Below are 15691 nucleotides of genomic sequence, written 5' to 3'. Positions count from 1 at the left end.
TTCTCAGGTGATTGCATCATCCGAACACATTCAGGGTGAAGGCTGCGATCAGCGCCACAGCCAGGGCGAGCGCGAGCCCGCCCGCCGTGATCGCCAGCGTCAGCATGAGCTTGTTGCCCTTCTCCGGTGCGGGAGGGCGAATGACTTCGCCCGCGGGGCGAATCGTGCTTACGGCAGAACTCGCCGCGATGGGCGTCGGCGACGAAGCCGGCGGCAGTTCACCGTCGATGAGCACCGCATCGATGTCCTTGCCGTCGGTGGTACCACGTGCGTGCCCCTGCGAGCCCAGTCCCTCGGGGAGCTCGTAGGTGCCGGTGATGAGGACCTCGCCCGTCGAGGCGACAGGGCCCGAGAGGGAGCCCTCACCGGGGTGGGTGAAGATCAGGGTGTTGGGCGCACGGTGCGACCCGCCGGAGTCCGAGGTGATCAACTCATCGAATGACGGGGCGAACGACGGGACGTCGGTCTGCTCGCCGAGCACCTGCTCGCCGAAGGTCGGGCTGACGATCGGTCGCTCCGCGACCTCCTCGTCGGCGTCGTCATCGTGGGCGTCGTCCTCGTGGCCTGCCGAGGGAGCCTCGTCTTCCGAGTCAGCCACGTCTTCCGCGGGTCGCTCGTCGCCCGAGTCCTCGTCACCGGCGGTGCCGAACACCGGGAGTCCCGAAACGACCTCGTCGGTCGTCGCGGCTGCAACAGGCGCAGGGACGCCCTCCGGCTCTGAACCGGCATCCGGCGCAACCGCCTCGGCCTGCTGTTCTTCGGAGTCGGCGTCGGGCTCAATGACGGGCACGGATGCCGTCCGCATGCGCTCGAGCGCACGAACCTGACGACGGGTCAGCGGCGCTCCCGAGTCCTCATCGATGTCGACGTCGGCCGGAGCCGGGGCGACCTCGGCAGGTTCGGCCGGACGGGCAAGAGGGGCGGCAGGGGTCGGGGGCGTCTTCTTCGCAGCGTCTGCGGCGGCTTCGTCTTCTCCGATCACCGGCGTCGCGCCGGTGAGGCGGATCTCCCGCAGCTGCTTGCGGGTCAGCGGCTGGTTGCCCTGCTGATCCGATGTGCTCATGCCTTGCTCCGATACAGATGATGCTTCGCGATATATTGAACGACTCCGTCGGGAACGAGGTACCACACGGGTTGATCGTCATGCACGCGCTCACGGCACGCGGTGGATGAGATCGACAGCGCGGGGACCTCGAGCTGGCTGACGTTGTCGCTCGGGAGGCCGTCGGTGCTCAGAACATGTCCTGGGCGGGAGACCGCGACGAAGTGGGCCAACTCCCACAGTTCATCATGGTCCCTCCAACTGAGAATTTGCGCTACGGCATCCGCACCGGTGATGAAGAACAGCTCAGCTCCAGGGCGCTCCTTCTTCAGGTCTCGAAGGGTGTCGATCGTGTATGTGGGGCCTTCGCGGTCGATGTCGACCCGGCTGACGGTGAACTGCGGGTTCGAAGCCGTGGCCACCACGGTCATCAGGTAGCGGTGCTCGCTCGGGGTGACGTTCGCCTTCTGCCAGGGTCGCCCGGTGGGAACGAAGACGACCTCGTCCAGATCGAAGGAGTGCGCGACTTCGCTTGCCGCGACCAGGTGCCCGTTGTGGACCGGATCGAACGTCCCGCCCATCACTCCGATGCGGGGGGCACGCGTGGTCGTCTTCTCCATGCGCCTTAGTGGCCGTGCCCTGCCCCGTGGGCGTCGGCGCCGTGCTTCTGAGCCCAGGCCTCGGCCTTGGCGGAGTGCCGGTTGGCGACGTGACGGTACGAGAACGTGACGAGACCGAGGACGGCGAACAGCCCAGCGGCGATGAGCCCGAAGATGAGGGTCTCCAGGGCCACGTTTCCGTGGTGCTCCGTTTCAGCGGCTGCCATCGCAATCTGTGCGACGAGGTTCATCCTGTCTCCGTTTCGTGACCGGGTGCGAGAAGAGGCTCACCCATCCTATCGCTCAGGCGCGCGTCTGCCCCGCCCCACGCGCGAGCCACTTCGTGCTGGTCAGCTCGGAAAGCCCCATCGGACCGCGGGCGTGCAGCTTCTGAGTGGAGATGCCCACCTCCGCGCCGAAGCCGAACTCGGCGCCGTCGGTGAATCTCGTCGACGCGTTCGCCATGACGACAGCCGAATCGACCTCGGCGAGGAACCGTTCCGCGTTGCGCGAATCGGTCGTGATGATCGACTCGGTGTGGCCGGTGCTGTACTTCCGGATGTGCGCGAGAGCATCATCGAGGGTGTCGACGACCTTCATCGCCACGTCGAGGCTGAGGTACTCGGTCGCCCAGTCCTCCTCGGTCGCCGGGATGACATTGCTCATGAGCCCTGCGACCATGTCGTCGCCGTGCACAGCCACCCCCTCGCTCTGCAGGGCGCTGGCCACGAGGGGTACGAGCCGGGGAGCAGCCTGACGCAGCACGAGCACCGTCTCGACGGCGTTGCACACGCTCGGACGCTGCACCTTGGCATTGACGACGATCTCGCGCGCCCAGTCGTCCGGTGCGGATTCGTCGAGCACGATGTGCACGTTCCCCGCTCCGGTCTCGATGACCGGCACGGTCGATTCGGTGACGACCGTCTCGATGAGCGCTGCACTGCCCCGAGGGACGAGGACGTCGACGAACCCGCGCCCGTGCATGAGCGCCTTCGCGCCGTCGCGTCCGAACTCGTCGACGGTCTGGATCGCCTCCGGGGTGACGTCGACACTCTCCAGCGCATCGCGCATGACCTGGACGAGCACCGTGTTGGACTCGCGGGCGGCGCTCCCGCCGCGCAGCACGATCGCGTTGCCGGAGCGCAGCGCGAGCGCGGCGATGTCGACTGTGACGTTGGGGCGTGCCTCGTAGATCGCACCCACGACCCCGAACGGCACCCGCACCTGCTGGAGGTTCACACCGTTCGGCATCCGGTGTCCGCCGATGACCTGCCCGACGGGGTCGGGAAGCGCAGCGATCTGCCGCACAGCCGAGGACAGAGCGCTCACGCGCTTCGCATCCAGGCGCAGCCGATCGATCAGCGACTCGCCGATCCCGTTCGCACGTCCTTCGTCGATGTCGCGGGCGTTGGCGGCGATGATCGCCGCCGCGTTCCCCTCGACGGCACTCGCGATGGCTTCGAGCGCTCTGGCCTTCTCGTCGCTCGTGAGACGGGCGGTGGCGCGCGACGCCTCCTTGGCGCGCGCGAGACGGTCCTGAGGCGATGCGGTGGTCATCCGCTCAGCTTACGAGACCGGTGCGGTCAGGCGGGCGAGATGACAGCGGGCTCGAACCAGGTGCCGATCTCGTCGCCCTGCAGCGCACGGTCCACGAGATCGGCGCTGGTGACGAGCACCCCGATTCCGGATGCTGCGGCCAGTCGAGCGGCGGACACCTTGGTTGCCGCTCCCCCTGTTCCGACGCTGTTGACGACGGTCGCACCGAATTCCAGCCCGGCGAGATCCGCATCGGCGGCGATGATGTCGATCGGCTCCGCAGCGGGGTCAGTGGGCGGCTTGGTGTACAGACACTCGACGTCGCTCAACAGCACGAGGGCGTCCGCTCCGATCAGCTGCGCGACGAGTGCTGCGAGCCGGTCGTTGTCACCGAACCGGATCTCCTGCGTGGCGACTGTGTCATTCTCGTTGACGATCGGGAGGATGCGCAGTCCGAGCAGTCGCTCCATCGCGCGGCGGGCGTTGCTGCGCGAGGTCGGGTTCTCGAGGTCGCCTGTGGTGAGGAGAACCTGGCCGGCCGTCACGCGGAACGGGCGCAGCGCCTCCTGGTAGCGATAGACGAGCACGTTCTGGCCGACCGCAGCCGCGGCCTGCTGCGTCGCAAGGTCAGTGGGCCTGGCATCCAGATCGAGGAACGGGATGCCGGTGGCGATCGCACCCGAGGACACCAGCACGATCTCGCATCCGCGAGCGTGCGCGCCGGCGAGGGCGTGCACGATCAGCGGGATGCGCCACGAGGACTCGCCGCTGATCGACGAGGAGCCGACCTTGACGACGATGCGCGCGGCTGACGCGAGCTCGGCGCGAGCCGTCGCGGTCACGCGTCTTCCCCGTCGAAGTCCTGCCCCGCCGTCGCACGGCGCTTCTGGTCTTCCTCGGCGCGGAAGGCCGCTCTCGCGTCCATCCGCTCGTAGTACTGCTCGCGACGCTCGCCAGTGGTGCGTCGAGAGTTCGGGGCCAGGCGCGGGTCGGTGCCGCGCGGCGCGGTCGCGAGTTCTGCGGCCGAGCGCATGGAGGGCTCCCAGTCGAAGATGAGCCCCTCGCCCTCGCCGATGACGACGGTGGCGCCGGGGGTCGCCCCGACGCGGAACAGCTCGTCCTCGACTCCGAGACGCTCGAGGCGGTCGGCGAGATATCCGACGGCCTCCTCGTTCTGGAAGTCGGTCTGCTGCACCCACCGAACGGGCTTCTCACCGAGGATGCGGTAGTACGTGCCGTACGAGCCGCCCTCGACACGGATGGTGAACGGCTTCTGCGCACCCCTGGGGCGGATGACGACGCGCTCGGCTGGCACCTCGACAGCGGCCTCCGTACGGTGCTTGTCGACGATCTCGCCCAGGGCGAAGGTCAGCGGACGCAGCCCCTCGTGCGACACGGTCGAGATCTCGAACACGCGGAAGCCGCGTGCCTCGAGCTCCGGGCGGACCAGGTCGGCGAGATCGCGCGCCTCCGGGACATCGATCTTGTTCAGCGCGACGAGCTGAGGACGCTCTAGCAGGGGCGTCTGCCCCTCCGGCACGTCATAGGCTGCGAGCTCGGCGAGGATCACGTCGAGGTCGGAGATCGGATCGCGGCCCGGCTCGAGAGTCGCGCAGTCGAGCACGTGCAGCAGTGCGGAGCAGCGCTCCACGTGGCGCAGGAACTCGAGTCCGAGACCGCGCCCCTCGCTGGCGCCCTCGATGAGGCCGGGAACATCGGCGACCGTGTAGCGGAAGTCGCCCTGCTGAACGACACCGAGGTTCGGGTGCAGCGTCGTGAACGGATAGTCGGCGATCTTCGGACGAGCCGCCGAGATCGCGGCGATGAGACTCGACTTGCCGGCGGACGGATAGCCCACCAGTGCGACGTCGGCGACGGTCTTCAGTTCGAGGACGACGTCGCCCTCGTAGCCGGGAGTGCCGAGCAGCGCGAACCCGGGAGCCTTTCGCTTCGGGCTCGCCAGGGCAGCGTTGCCGAGGCCACCCCGACCGCCCTCTGCGATGACGAACCTCTCGCCGGGCGTGACCATGTCGATCAGCACGTCACCGTCGGTGTTCTTGACGACCGTGCCGACGGGGACGGGAAGCTCGAGCGCCTCGCCCTCATAGCCCGAGCGGTGGTCGCCCATTCCGAACCCGCCGTTCCCGGACGAGCGGTGCGGCGAGTGGTGGTACGAGAGCAGCGTGCCGGTCTGCGTGTCGGCCACGAGCACGATGTCGCCGCCGTCACCGCCGTTGCCGCCGTCAGGACCGCCGAGCGGCTTGAACTTCTCGCGGTGAACGGAGACACAGCCGTTGCCGCCCTTGCCGGCGCGCAGATGCAGCGTCACCGTGTCGACGAACGTGACCATGTCTTGATTCTCTCCTGGATACGCGGACGGGGCGAGCCGAAGCCCGCCCCGAACCGGATGTCTGCTGTGCTGCTGTTACTGCGCAGCGGCGACGATGTTGACGACCTTGCGGCCGCCCTTCGCGCCGAACTGCACCGCGCCCGCCTCAAGAGCGAACAGCGTGTCGTCGCCGCCACGGCCGACGTTCACGCCGGGGTGGAAGTGCGTGCCGCGCTGGCGGACGATGATCTCGCCGGCGTTGACCTGCTGGCCACCGAAACGCTTGACCCCAAGTCGCTGAGCGTTGGAGTCACGACCGTTACGGGTGGAGCTTGCGCCCTTTTTGTGTGCCATGTCCTGAGCCTCTTCTGCTTACTTGATGCCGGTGATCTTGACGCGCGTGAGCTCCTGGCGGTGGCCCTGACGCTTCTTGTAGCCGGTCTTGTTCTTGTACTTCTGGATGATGATCTTCGGGCCGCGGAGGTTGCCGATGACCTCGGCGGTCACCTTGACCTTGGCCAGCTTGTCGGCGTCGGTGGTCACCGTGGCGCCGTCGACGAGGAGCACTGCGGGCAGCTCGATCTTCTCGCCCTGGGCAGCCTGAACACGATCGAGCTGAACGATCGTGCCGACCTCGACCTTCTCCTGCCGTCCACCGGCGCGCACTACTGCGTAAACCACTTGATACCTGTTTCGTTGGGGAGCGTAAAGCTCCGGAAATCTCACGGGAAGACTGTGCCTGCGTTCGTCGCAGGTCTGACGGGTACGAGCACAAGGCCTCGGCTCGTCACCCGCTGGGGACGACTCAGCTCACGCACCAAGGGACTACTTTACCGGATCGACCACGCTCTCGCAAAGCGAGCCGCACCCGTGTCGCCCCGCCGTAGGATCACGGAGTGACCGTACTGATCGACGACCCCATCTGGCCCGCGCACGGACGCCTCTGGGCCCACCTGGTCAGCGATCACAGCCTGGAGGAGCTGCACGACTTCGCGCGCCGGAACGACCTGCCGCCTCGAGGGTTCGACCGCGACCACTACGACGTGCCGGAAGAGGCCCTGCCCCGGCTCATCGCCGCCGGCGCCGAGCACGTCGGCGGCAAGGAACTGGTGCGCAGGCTGATCGCCTCAGGACTCCGCGTCCCCGCTCGCGACCGCCGACGGTGAGACGTTGACCGAGACCGGGGTGCCGGTGAGCGCAGCCGTCGTCACGCGGCGGCGGTTGCGTCCCTGACCGGGGGCCTTGGGCTCGGGCAGAGCATCCAGCACCGAGTCGAGCAGCTGCTCGGCCTCGGTCTTGGGTGCGTTCCGGTCGCCGCCGCGCTTGCGGCGAGGCTTCTTCGGACGCTCCTGCGCTGCGGGCTGCTCGGTCTCGACGACGGTCGCCACCTCGATGACGGGTTCGCTCGTCGCTGCGAGCGTGGACGCCGCGATCTGCGCGAGCGCCGTCTTCGCGCCCTCGGGGATGCCGTGCGCCACGGCGCTGTTCTGCTGCGGGCTCTGGTTCTGCTGAGCGTTTCCGCCGCGCTGACGACGGTTGTTCGACTGACCGCCGCCCGAGTTCGAGCGGTGCTTGACGACCGGATCGTGGTGCACGATGACGCCGCGCCCGGCGCAGACCTCGCACGCCTCGCTGAAGGTCTCGAGAAGCCCGAGGCCGAGCTTCTTGCGGGTCATCTGCACGAGACCGAGCGAGGTGACCTCGGCGACCTGGTGCTTCGTGCGGTCGCGGCTCAGGCACTCCACCAGACGCCGCAGCACGAGGTCGCGGTTGGACTCGAGCACCATGTCGATGAAGTCGACGACGATGATGCCGCCGATGTCGCGCAGCCGCAGCTGGCGGACGATCTCCTCCGCGGCCTCGAGGTTGTTCTTGGTGACGGTCTCTTCGAGGTTTCCGCCAGACCCGACGAACTTGCCGGTGTTGACGTCGACGACGGTCATCGCCTCGGTGCGGTCGATGACGAGCGAACCGCCGGAGGGCAGCCAGACCTTGCGGTCGAGGGCCTTCTCGATCTGCTCGGTGATGCGGAAGGCGTCGAACGGGTCGGTGTCGTCCTCATAGGACTCGACGCGCTCGAGCAGGTCGGGGGCGACGCTCTCGAGATACGCGCGGATCGTCCGCTGCGACTCCTCGCCCTGGATGAGCATCTTCGTGAAGTCCTCGTTGAAGACGTCGCGGACGATCTTGACCAGCAGGTCGGGCTCAGCGTGCAGAAGGGCCGGTGCCTGCTGGCTCTCGACCTGCTTCTGGATGTGCTCCCACTGGGAGGTGAGCCGCTGGACGTCGCGCGTCAGCTGGTCTTCGGTGGCGCCCTCGGCCGCCGTGCGGACGATGACGCCGCTCGATTCGGGAAGCACCTCCTTGAGGATGCGCTTGAGTCGGGCGCGCTCGTTGTCGGGGAGCTTGCGGCTGATGCCGTTCATCGACCCGCCAGGCACGTACACGAGGTAGCGTCCGGGGAGCGAGATCTGGCTGGTGAGGCGGGCGCCCTTGTGTCCGACGGGATCCTTTGTGACCTGGACGAGCACGCGGTCGCCGGGCTTCAACGCCAGTTCGATGCGACGGGGCTGGTTGCCGGTCTCGACGCCGTCCCAGTCGACCTCGCCGGAGTACAGCACAGCGTTGCGGCCGCGGCCGATGTCGACGAATGCCGCTTCCATGCTCGGCAGCACGTTCTGCACACGTCCGAGGTAGACATTGCCGATCAGGGAGGCGTCCTGGTTGCGAGCGACGTAGTGCTCGACCAGCACGGCATCCTCGAGGACGCCGATCTGCGTGCGGCCGTTCTTCGAGCGGACGATCATCTTGCGGTCGACGGACTCGCGCCGGGCGAGGAACTCCGCCTCGGTCACGACGGGACGACGACGCCCTGCATCCCGGCCGTCACGACGGCGCTGCTTCTTGGCCTCGAGCCGCGTTGAGCCCTTGATCGCCTTCGGCTCGGTGATGTACTCGACGGCGCGCTGACGCTGACGCGGTTCGTCGCGCTGCTCGTCGGAGTCGGAGCCGCGGCGGCGGCGTCCGCGGCGAGCGTTCGGCGCTTCGTCCTGGTCGTTGTCGCGGGAGTCGCGCGAGCCGTCGCGGTCGCGTCCCGGTCGCGCCGGGAGGGGCGTGATCTCGGGCGCGTAGAAGTGCAGCTGGGTCGACACCCGGGAGACGAACACCTCGGGGATGAGCCCCAGGCCGACGGCCGTCAGGGGCTCCGGCTCGACCGGTTCCGCGGGCTCAGCCGGCTTGTCAGACGCTTCGGGCTTCTCAGACGCTTCGGGCTTCTCAGGCTCGGTGGGTGCCTCGGGCTTCTCAGACGCCTCAGGCTTCTCCGACGCTTCAGGCTTCTCGGGCTCGGCAGCATCATCCGTGTCGGGGGCGGAATCGACCGCGCGGTCCACCTCGACCGGAGCATCGGCTTCGGCCGGAGCCTCCGACGAAACCGTCACGTCCGACGGCGGGTCAGCGGATTCCGGTGTTACCGGAGCCGCTTCATTCGCGTCGAGGGTAGGGGTGTTGTTGTCATTCGTCTCATCGGCCATCTCTGGCGTACTCCCTGCGCGGGCACTGCGTGCCGCGAAATCTCGTGCGGCACCCGCGGGTGCCGCGAACTCAATCGGTCTGCGACCGGCTCATGGCTCTGATCGCGAGGGGCATTGGGCCCCGAAGTCTGCGTCGACGCCTTCCGCGGTCTGGCCGCCTAGTGCATCACACGCCATTATCGCACCATGTGGGCGAGTTCGTGGCATCCGGCGCTCTCGTGCCCTTTTGACGGGCTCGCTCACGCCACATCCATAGCGGACGCTGAGATAATCCGGATATGAGCGAGCAGCGCACCCGCCCCGTCCTCTATGCCGTCTGGCTGATCATCGCCGGCGTCGTCGGCTGGTGGGCGGCGTTCCAGCTCACGCTGGAGAAGTTCGTGCTGCTAGGCGACCCCGATGCGTCGCTCAGCTGCGACCTCAGCGCATTCATCCAGTGCGGGACGAACCTCAACTCGTGGCAGGGCTCGGCGTTCGGGTTCCCGAACCCGATCCTCGGGCTCACCGGCTGGATGGCGCCGATCGTGGTGGGGGTCGCGGTACTCGCCGGCGCGCGCTTCCCCCGCTGGTTCTGGGCGACGTTCGGCGCCGGAATCCTCTTCGCGTTCGGCTTCGTGTGCTGGCTGATCGGACAGAGCATCTACGACCTGATCGTGCTGTGCCCGTGGTGCATGGTGACCTGGGCCGTCACGATCCCCACCTTCTTCGCGACCGTGGTGCATCTGTTCCGGAACGGGACGTTCAGCAGCTCCGAGAAGGTCCAGGCACGTGCCGGCACGCTGATGGCCTGGGTGCCGCTGGCGACGATCATCGCCTACGCGGTCATCGTGCTGATGGCCCAGCTCAAGGGCATCGACTTCCTCGGCGAGATGGCTCGCATCCTCTTCTGAAGACGACGAAACCCGCCGGCCTCGACGAGGACCGGCGGGTGTCGCATGTCTGGGTCAGGAGAACCAGATACCCAGTTCCCGTGCGGCGGACTCGGGGCTGTCCGAACCGTGCACGAGGTTCTGCTGAACGGCGAGGCCCCAGTCGCGACCGAGGTCGCCGCGGATCGTTCCGGGGGCGGCCGTGGTCGGATCCGTGGTCCCGGCGAGCGAGCGGAAGCCCTCGATGACACGGTTGCCGGCGAGGCGGATCGCCACGGACGGACCGGACATCATGAACTCGAGCAGCGGCTCGTAGAACGGCTTGCCCTCGTGCTCGGCGTAGTGAGCCGCGAGGCGGTCGCGATCGGGCTCGACGAGGCGGATGTCGACGAGCGCGTATCCCTTCGCCTCGATGCGGGCGAGGATGCTGCCGGTCAGACCGCGGGCGACGCCGTCGGGCTTGACGAGGACGAGGGTTTCTTCGGTGGCCATGTCAGTCGCTCTCTGTGTGTGGATCGGTGGCTGGGCTGTGCGGATTCGCATCGGCTGGACGTCGTGCATCCACCCGGGCCCCCACGATCGTCGCATACGCCCACATGCCTCCGAAAACCAGCACGACGAGAAGGATGGCCGGAACGAAGATCGCGGACAGCGCGACGATCGCCTGCAGCACCCACCCGGCCGGGATCGCCCAGGGCTTCGTGATGAGGCCGGCGAGAGCGATCATGGCGACCGCGACGATCAGGCCGCCGATGATCGCCCACCACTGCGGGATGTTCTCCGGAAGGGACTTCAGGCCGAAGATCGTGAGCCCGGCGAGAATGACGACGATCGCCTCGAAGCCGAGGACGATGGGCGCGAGCTTCTGCACGAGCGTCCGCGGGGCGCGGGCGTGACGGGCGGCGGATGCTTCGCTCACGCGCGCCACCCCGACTTCCAGTCCTCCTCCTCGGACAGCGCGATCGCCTCACCGGCGAGCACGACGGAGCCCGCGATCACGACCGCGCGCCGATCGGACGATGCCGCCCATTCGCGAGCGGCATCCGCGGCATCCGCAAGCGACGGGTGGACGGTCGCGCGGAATCCGGCGCTCTCGACGAGATCGGCGATCGCGTCGGCGTCGTTCGCACGGTCGGACTCGGGCGACGTCGCGAACACGTGAGCCGCGGCCGGTGCGAGTTGGGCGATGATGCCGGCGGCATCCTTGTCGGCGAGGATGCCGAGCACGAGACCCCATTCGTCGAAGTCGAAGCTGTCGTCGAGCGACTGCGCGAGCGCCGTGGCTCCGTGCGGGTTGTGGGCGGCGTCGACGACGACGGTCGGTGCGATGCCGAGCAGCTGCAGGCGCCCCGGCGACGTCGCGCCCTGGAGCCCGTCGGTGACGATGTCGTCCGCGATGCGCTGCGAACCGGCGCCGATGAGCGACTCGACCGCGGCGACCGCCAGAGCGGCGTTGTGACCCTGGTGAGCGCCGTACAGCGGCAGGTACTCCTCGACGTAGTCGCCGGCGAGGCCGCGGATCGTCAGCAGTTGCCCTCCGACGGCGAGCTTCTGCTCGGCAAGGCCGAACTCCTCGCCCTCGAACGCGACCGTCGCGTTCTTCGAACTCGCGACGCGGCGCAGCACCTCGGCGGCCTCGGCGGGCTGCTGAGCGGAGACGACGGCGGCGCCTTCCTTGATGATCCCGGCCTTCACCTCGGCGATCTTCGCGATCGTGTCGCCCAGTCGATCGGCATGATCGATCGCGATCGGCGCGAACACGGCGACGTCGCCGTCGGCGGTGTTCGTGGAATCCCACGCACCGCCCATGCCCACTTCGAGCACGAGAACGTCGACCGGTGCATCCGATGCCGCGACGAACGCGAGCACGGTGAGCAGCTCGAAGAACGTCAGCGGTGCGTCGCCCGCCTTCTCGAGCTCGGCATCCACGATCCCGATGAACGGCTCGATCTCACCCCACGCGTCGGCGATCGCGGCATCCGCGATGGGCTCGCCGTCGATCATGATCCGCTCGGTGAAGCGCTCGAGATGCGGGCTGGTGAACAGGCCGGTGCGCAGCCCGTGCGCGCGCAGCAGGCTCTCGACGATACGGGCCGTCGAGGTCTTGCCGTTCGTGCCGGTGATGTGCACGACGCGGTACGTCTTCTGCGGGTCGTCGAGCAGCTCGAGGATGCGGGCGGTGCGCTCCTTCCGAGGCTGCACCCACCGCTCCCCTGCCCGCTCGAGCAGGTTCTCGTAGACGGCATCCGCGCGGTCGCGGTCAGACATTGCTCGCTCCTTCGAGGTTGGAGTCGATCGTGACGATGATCGGGGCCTTGTCAGAGCCGAGCGCGGTGGCGCCGGTGCGGAACACTCCCTCGCCGGGGCTCGTGACGTCCTTCACGAGGTCGTCCATCTCGTCCGTCGCCTGCACGGCGAACGCCACCGCCAGGGTCTCTCCCGCGATGAGCTCGGCGTGCGCCTGCAGCGCCTCGGCGTTCTCCGTCGAGACGTTCAGTGCGAGCACGATGCGATCGCTCACGTCGAGTCCGGCGTTCTTGCGCGCCTCCTGCACGACGCGGATCGCATCTCGCGCCATGCCCTCGGCCTCGAGCTCCGGCGTCGTCTGCGTGTCCAGCAGTACGAACCCGCCACCGGGCACGACAGCAAGAGCCTCGCCTTCTGGGCGCCCGGCGGTCTCGAGCACGAGGTCGTACTCCTGCGGCTCGAGGGCGATGCCGTCGACGACGACCACGCCGTCCTGCTCCTCCCAGACGCCGGCGCGAGCGCCGGCGATCACGTGCTGCACCTGCTTGCCGAGGCGCGGACCTGCCGCGCGGGCGTTGACGCTGAGACGGTGGCTGATGCCGTACTCCGCCGCCGTCGTGTCTGTGAGCTGCGCGAGCTCGACCGACTTCACGTTGAGCTCGTCGCGCAGGATGTCCTCGAACTGGCCGAGCTGGTCGGCCACGGGCGAGACGACCGTGAAGCGCGCGAGCGGCAGGCGCACGCGCAGCTTCTCCTTCTTGCGCAGCGCGTTGCCGACACTGGAGAGCTCGCGGACGGCATCCATCGCATCGCGGATGTCGTCCGCCGCAGGAAACGCATCGGCATCCGGCCAGTCGGTCAGGTGCACGCTGCGTCCACCTGTCAGGCCCTGCCAGATGCGCTCGCTGACCAGCGGCACGAGGGGCGCTGCCACGCGGGTCAGCGTCTCGAGCACCGTGTAGAGCGTGTCGAAGGCGTCTGTGCCGCCTTCTGCGCCCACCCAGAAGCGGTCACGCGAGCGACGGATGTACCAGTTCGTCAGCACCTCGGCGAAGTCGCGCAGGCGAGCGGCCGCCGTCGTGGAATCGAGGCCCTCGAGGTCGGATGCCACGTCCCGCACGAGCTCGCCGAGGCGGGACAGGATGTACCGGTCGAGCACGTCCGTGGAGTCGGTGCGCCAGGTCGCCTCGTACCCACCTTCGCCGGACGCGTTCGCGTACGTGGCGAAGAAGTACCAGGAGCTCCACAGCGGCAGCAGGAACTCGCGCACGCCCGCTCGGATGCCCTCTTCCGTGACGGCGAGGTTTCCGCCGCGGAGCACCGAGCTCGACATGAGGAACCAGCGCATGGCGTCAGAGCCGTCGCGGTCGAAGACCTCGGAGACATCGGGGTAGTTGCGCAGCGACTTCGACATCTTGTAGCCATCGTTGCCGAGCACGATGCCGTGGCAGCTGACACCCGTGAACGCCGGGCGGTCGAACAGCGCGGTCGAGAGCACGTGCATGACGTAGAACCAGCCGCGGGTCTGGCCGATGTACTCGACGATGAAGTCCGCCGGCGAGTGCGAGTCGAACCACTCCTGGTTCTCGAACGGGTAGTGCACCTGCGCGTACGGCATCGAGCCGGAGTCGAACCACACATCGAAGACGTCCTCGATGCGGCGCATCGTGCTCTGGCCCGTGGGGTCGTCCGGGTTCGGCCGAGTCAGATCGTCGATGTACGGACGGTGCAGGTCGATCTCGCCCTCGGGATTCCGCGGCAGCGTGCCGAAGTCGCGCTCGAGGTCCTCCAGCGAGCCGTAGGCGTCGACGCGCGGGTACTCGGGGTCGTCGCTCTTCCAGATCGGGATCGGTGAGCCCCAGTAGCGATTGCGGCTGATCGACCAGTCGCGGGCGCCCTCGAGCCACCTGCCGAACTGACCCTCCTTGACGTTCTCCGGCACCCAGGTGATCTGCTCGTTGTTCGCGAGCATCTTGTCCTTGATGTCGGTGACGCGGATGAACCAGCTCGACACGGCCTTGTAGATCAGAGGGTTCCGGCAGCGCCAGCAGTGCGGGTACGAGTGCACGTAGCTCTGCTCGCGCAGCATCCGCCCGTTCTCCTTGAGGAGGCGGATGAGCGGACGGTTCGCGTCCATCCACAACTGGCCAGCGACGTCAGTGACGCTGGAGAGGAACTTGCCGCCGTCGTCGAGCGACAGGATCGTCGGGATGCCGGCCGCGTTCGTCACGCGCTGGTCGTCCTCACCGTAGGCGGGAGCCTGGTGGACGATGCCGGTGCCGTCGGTGGTCGTGACGTAGTCGTCGACGAGGATGCGCCATGCTTTCTCGGTGCCCCACGTCTCGGCGTCGGCGTAGTAGTCGAAGAGGCGGTCGTAGGTCACGTCCTCGAGGTCGACTCCGCGGTGGGATGCCGAGACCGCGGCGAGCGCGTCATCGGCCGACTCGTATCCGAGGTCCTTGGCGTAGCCCCCGAGCAGATCGCGGGCGATCAGGTACCGGTGCGCGTCGCTCTCGGCGACATCGTCACCGGGGATGATGTCGGCCGCGCCGTTCGGACCGGCGGGGATCACGACGTACTCGATGTCGGGGCCGACGACGAGGGCGAGGTTGGTCGGGAGGGTCCACGGTGTGGTCGTCCAGGCCAGAGCCCGCACCGCGGTGAGGCCGAGAGTCTCTGCCTTCACGCCGGTGAGGGGGAAGGTGACGGTGACGGAGGGGTCCTGACGGTCCTGGTAGACGTCGTCGTCCATGCGCAGCTCATGGGCGGAGAGCGGGGTCTCATCGCGCCAGCAGTACGGCAGCACCCGGTACCCCTCATACGCGAGGCCCTTGTCGTACAGGGTTTTGAACGCCCACAGGACGCTCTCCATGTAGCCGAGGTCGAGCGTCTTGTAGCCGCGATCGAAGTCCACCCAGCGCGCCTGGCGGGTGACGTAGTCCTTCCAGTCCTCGGTGTACGCGAGGACGGAGTCACGGGCCTTGCCGTTGAAGACATCGATGCCCATGTCTTCGATCTCGCTCTTCTCGGTGATGCCGAGCTGCTTCATCGCCTCGAGCTCTGCCGGGAGGCCGTGCGTGTCCCACCCGAAGACGCGATCGACCTTCTTGCCGCGCATGGTCTGGAAGCGCGGGAACAGGTCCTTGGCGTACCCGGTGAGCAGGTGACCGTAGTGCGGCAGACCGTTGGCGAACGGAGGGCCGTCATAGAAGACCCACTCGTCTGCACCGTCGCGCTGCGCGATGGATGCCCGGAAGGTATCGTCGCTCTTCCAGAAGTCGAGGACCTCGCGCTCGATCTCGGGGAAGCGCGGGGAGGCGGCTGGGCCGAAGGCGGAGGTGTTGCGGGGGTAGGTCATCTATAGCTCGCAGTGTCGTGGGCGGATGCTGCTTGCAAGGACGATCCTCTGTTCCACAAGGACCGCGGTACCACCTCGCGTGCTGCGCCTCGCGGCGCTGCCACTCTCACTGCGGCGATGACGGGCCTGCCCCGCTCGGTTCTACTGGGCCTCGCGGCCGTTCTTCCGAGAGCTCCCC

15 protein-coding genes are annotated in these 15691 nt (G+C 67.9%); 2 read left to right on the top strand and 13 right to left on the bottom strand.

Annotation, left to right across the window (positions count from 1 at the left end):
• Positions 1–16: 16 nt before the first annotated feature.
• The 8 genes from KHB019_RS00855 to rplU form a co-directional block, all read right to left on the bottom strand.
• Positions 17–1063, bottom strand: coding sequence for a hypothetical protein (locus KHB019_RS00855; protein WP_337457901.1), 1047 nt, complete (start codon positions 1061–1063; stop codon positions 17–19).
• Complete coding sequence (nadD, locus tag KHB019_RS00850; RefSeq protein ID WP_230102933.1) at positions 1060–1662, bottom strand: nicotinate-nucleotide adenylyltransferase; 603 nt, start codon at positions 1660–1662, stop codon at positions 1060–1062. Before nadD ends, KHB019_RS00855 begins: the two co-directional genes overlap by 4 nt.
• 5 nt (positions 1663–1667) lie before the next feature.
• Positions 1668–1892 (bottom strand): hypothetical protein, encoded by a 225-nt coding sequence (locus KHB019_RS00845; RefSeq protein ID WP_230102934.1) that lies wholly within the window; start codon positions 1890–1892, stop codon positions 1668–1670.
• Positions 1893–1944: 52 nt separating this feature from the next.
• On the bottom strand, positions 1945–3198 hold the full coding sequence (locus KHB019_RS00840; protein WP_230102935.1) for a glutamate-5-semialdehyde dehydrogenase: 1254 nt from the start codon (positions 3196–3198) through the stop codon (positions 1945–1947).
• Between the two features lie 26 nt (positions 3199–3224).
• A complete protein-coding gene (gene proB / locus KHB019_RS00835) occupies positions 3225–4019 on the bottom strand; it encodes a glutamate 5-kinase (protein ID WP_325472163.1) in 795 nt (264 codons plus the stop codon).
• Positions 4016–5527 (bottom strand): GTPase ObgE, encoded by a 1512-nt coding sequence (gene obgE, locus KHB019_RS00830; RefSeq protein WP_337457900.1) that lies wholly within the window; start codon positions 5525–5527, stop codon positions 4016–4018. Before obgE ends, proB begins: the two co-directional genes overlap by 4 nt.
• A gap of 75 nt (positions 5528–5602) precedes the next feature.
• Positions 5603–5860 (bottom strand): 50S ribosomal protein L27, encoded by a 258-nt coding sequence (gene rpmA / locus KHB019_RS00825; protein WP_230102938.1) that lies wholly within the window; start codon positions 5858–5860, stop codon positions 5603–5605.
• Positions 5861–5878: 18 nt separating this feature from the next.
• Positions 5879–6187, bottom strand: a complete 309-nt coding sequence (rplU, locus tag KHB019_RS00820) for a 50S ribosomal protein L21 (RefSeq protein ID WP_194419833.1) — start codon at positions 6185–6187, stop codon at positions 5879–5881.
• Positions 6188–6402: 215 nt separating this feature from the next.
• Here rplU and KHB019_RS00815 point away from each other — a divergent pair, with 215 nt between their 5' ends.
• On the top strand, positions 6403–6672 hold the full coding sequence (locus tag KHB019_RS00815; protein WP_325472165.1) for a DUF4031 domain-containing protein: 270 nt from the start codon (positions 6403–6405) through the stop codon (positions 6670–6672).
• On the opposite strand, the gene KHB019_RS00810 is transcribed toward KHB019_RS00815, so the two are convergent.
• A complete protein-coding gene (locus KHB019_RS00810) occupies positions 6634–9039 on the bottom strand; it encodes an Rne/Rng family ribonuclease (RefSeq protein WP_325472166.1) in 2406 nt (801 codons plus the stop codon). The genes KHB019_RS00815 and KHB019_RS00810 overlap by 39 nt on opposite strands.
• A 278-nt stretch (positions 9040–9317) precedes the next feature.
• Between KHB019_RS00810 and KHB019_RS00805 the strand changes: the two genes are divergently transcribed.
• A complete protein-coding gene (locus tag KHB019_RS00805; RefSeq protein WP_325472167.1) occupies positions 9318–9929 on the top strand; it encodes a vitamin K epoxide reductase family protein in 612 nt (203 codons plus the stop codon).
• Between the two features lie 54 nt (positions 9930–9983).
• Here KHB019_RS00805 and ndk read toward each other — a convergent pair whose 3' ends face one another.
• From ndk to ileS, 4 genes are read right to left on the bottom strand one after another with little or no spacing between them, the layout of a single operon-like run.
• Positions 9984–10400, bottom strand: coding sequence for a nucleoside-diphosphate kinase (gene ndk / locus KHB019_RS00800; protein WP_230102942.1), 417 nt, complete (start codon positions 10398–10400; stop codon positions 9984–9986).
• A 1-nt stretch (position 10401) separates the two neighbouring features.
• A complete protein-coding gene (locus KHB019_RS00795) occupies positions 10402–10827 on the bottom strand; it encodes a DUF4233 domain-containing protein (protein WP_337457899.1) in 426 nt (141 codons plus the stop codon).
• Complete coding sequence (locus KHB019_RS00790; RefSeq protein ID WP_337457898.1) at positions 10824–12176, bottom strand: bifunctional folylpolyglutamate synthase/dihydrofolate synthase; 1353 nt, start codon at positions 12174–12176, stop codon at positions 10824–10826. The genes KHB019_RS00795 and KHB019_RS00790 overlap by 4 nt, the downstream gene beginning before the upstream one ends.
• Positions 12169–15513: an isoleucine--tRNA ligase gene (gene ileS, locus KHB019_RS00785; RefSeq protein ID WP_337457897.1), complete on the bottom strand. Its 3345-nt coding sequence runs from the start codon at positions 15511–15513 to the stop codon at positions 12169–12171. Before ileS ends, KHB019_RS00790 begins: the two co-directional genes overlap by 8 nt.
• Positions 15514–15691 lie beyond the last annotated feature (178 nt).

This window comes from Microbacterium sp. KHB019 (assembly GCF_037285405.1).
Classification (GTDB): Bacteria; Actinomycetota; Actinomycetes; order Actinomycetales; family Microbacteriaceae; genus Microbacterium.
The sequence above is the reverse complement of the archived record's forward strand: the minus strand, read 5'-3'. Positions and strand labels throughout refer to the sequence as shown.

What these genes read in the sequence shown, in the direction of transcription:
- KHB019_RS00855 (WP_337457901.1), bottom strand. Translation starts at nt 1,063, where the DNA reads ATGAGCACATCGGATCAGCAGGGCAACCAGCCGCTGACCCGCAAGCAG.
- nadD (WP_230102933.1), bottom strand. Translation starts at nt 1,662, where the DNA reads ATGGAGAAGACGACCACGCGTGCCCCCCGCATCGGAGTGATGGGCGGG.
- KHB019_RS00845 (WP_230102934.1), bottom strand. Translation starts at nt 1,892, where the DNA reads ATGAACCTCGTCGCACAGATTGCGATGGCAGCCGCTGAAACGGAGCAC.
- KHB019_RS00840 (WP_230102935.1), bottom strand. Translation starts at nt 3,198, where the DNA reads ATGACCACCGCATCGCCTCAGGACCGTCTCGCGCGCGCCAAGGAGGCG.
- obgE (WP_337457900.1), bottom strand. Translation starts at nt 5,527, where the DNA reads ATGGTCACGTTCGTCGACACGGTGACGCTGCATCTGCGCGCCGGCAAG.
- rpmA (WP_230102938.1), bottom strand. Translation starts at nt 5,860, where the DNA reads ATGGCACACAAAAAGGGCGCAAGCTCCACCCGTAACGGTCGTGACTCC.
- KHB019_RS00810 (WP_325472166.1), bottom strand. Translation starts at nt 9,039, where the DNA reads ATGGCCGATGAGACGAATGACAACAACACCCCTACCCTCGACGCGAAT.
- KHB019_RS00805 (WP_325472167.1), top strand. Translation starts at nt 9,318, where the DNA reads ATGAGCGAGCAGCGCACCCGCCCCGTCCTCTATGCCGTCTGGCTGATC.
- ndk (WP_230102942.1), bottom strand. Translation starts at nt 10,400, where the DNA reads ATGGCCACCGAAGAAACCCTCGTCCTCGTCAAGCCCGACGGCGTCGCC.
- KHB019_RS00790 (WP_337457898.1), bottom strand. Translation starts at nt 12,176, where the DNA reads ATGTCTGACCGCGACCGCGCGGATGCCGTCTACGAGAACCTGCTCGAG.
- ileS (WP_337457897.1), bottom strand. Translation starts at nt 15,513, where the DNA reads ATGACCTACCCCCGCAACACCTCCGCCTTCGGCCCAGCCGCCTCCCCG.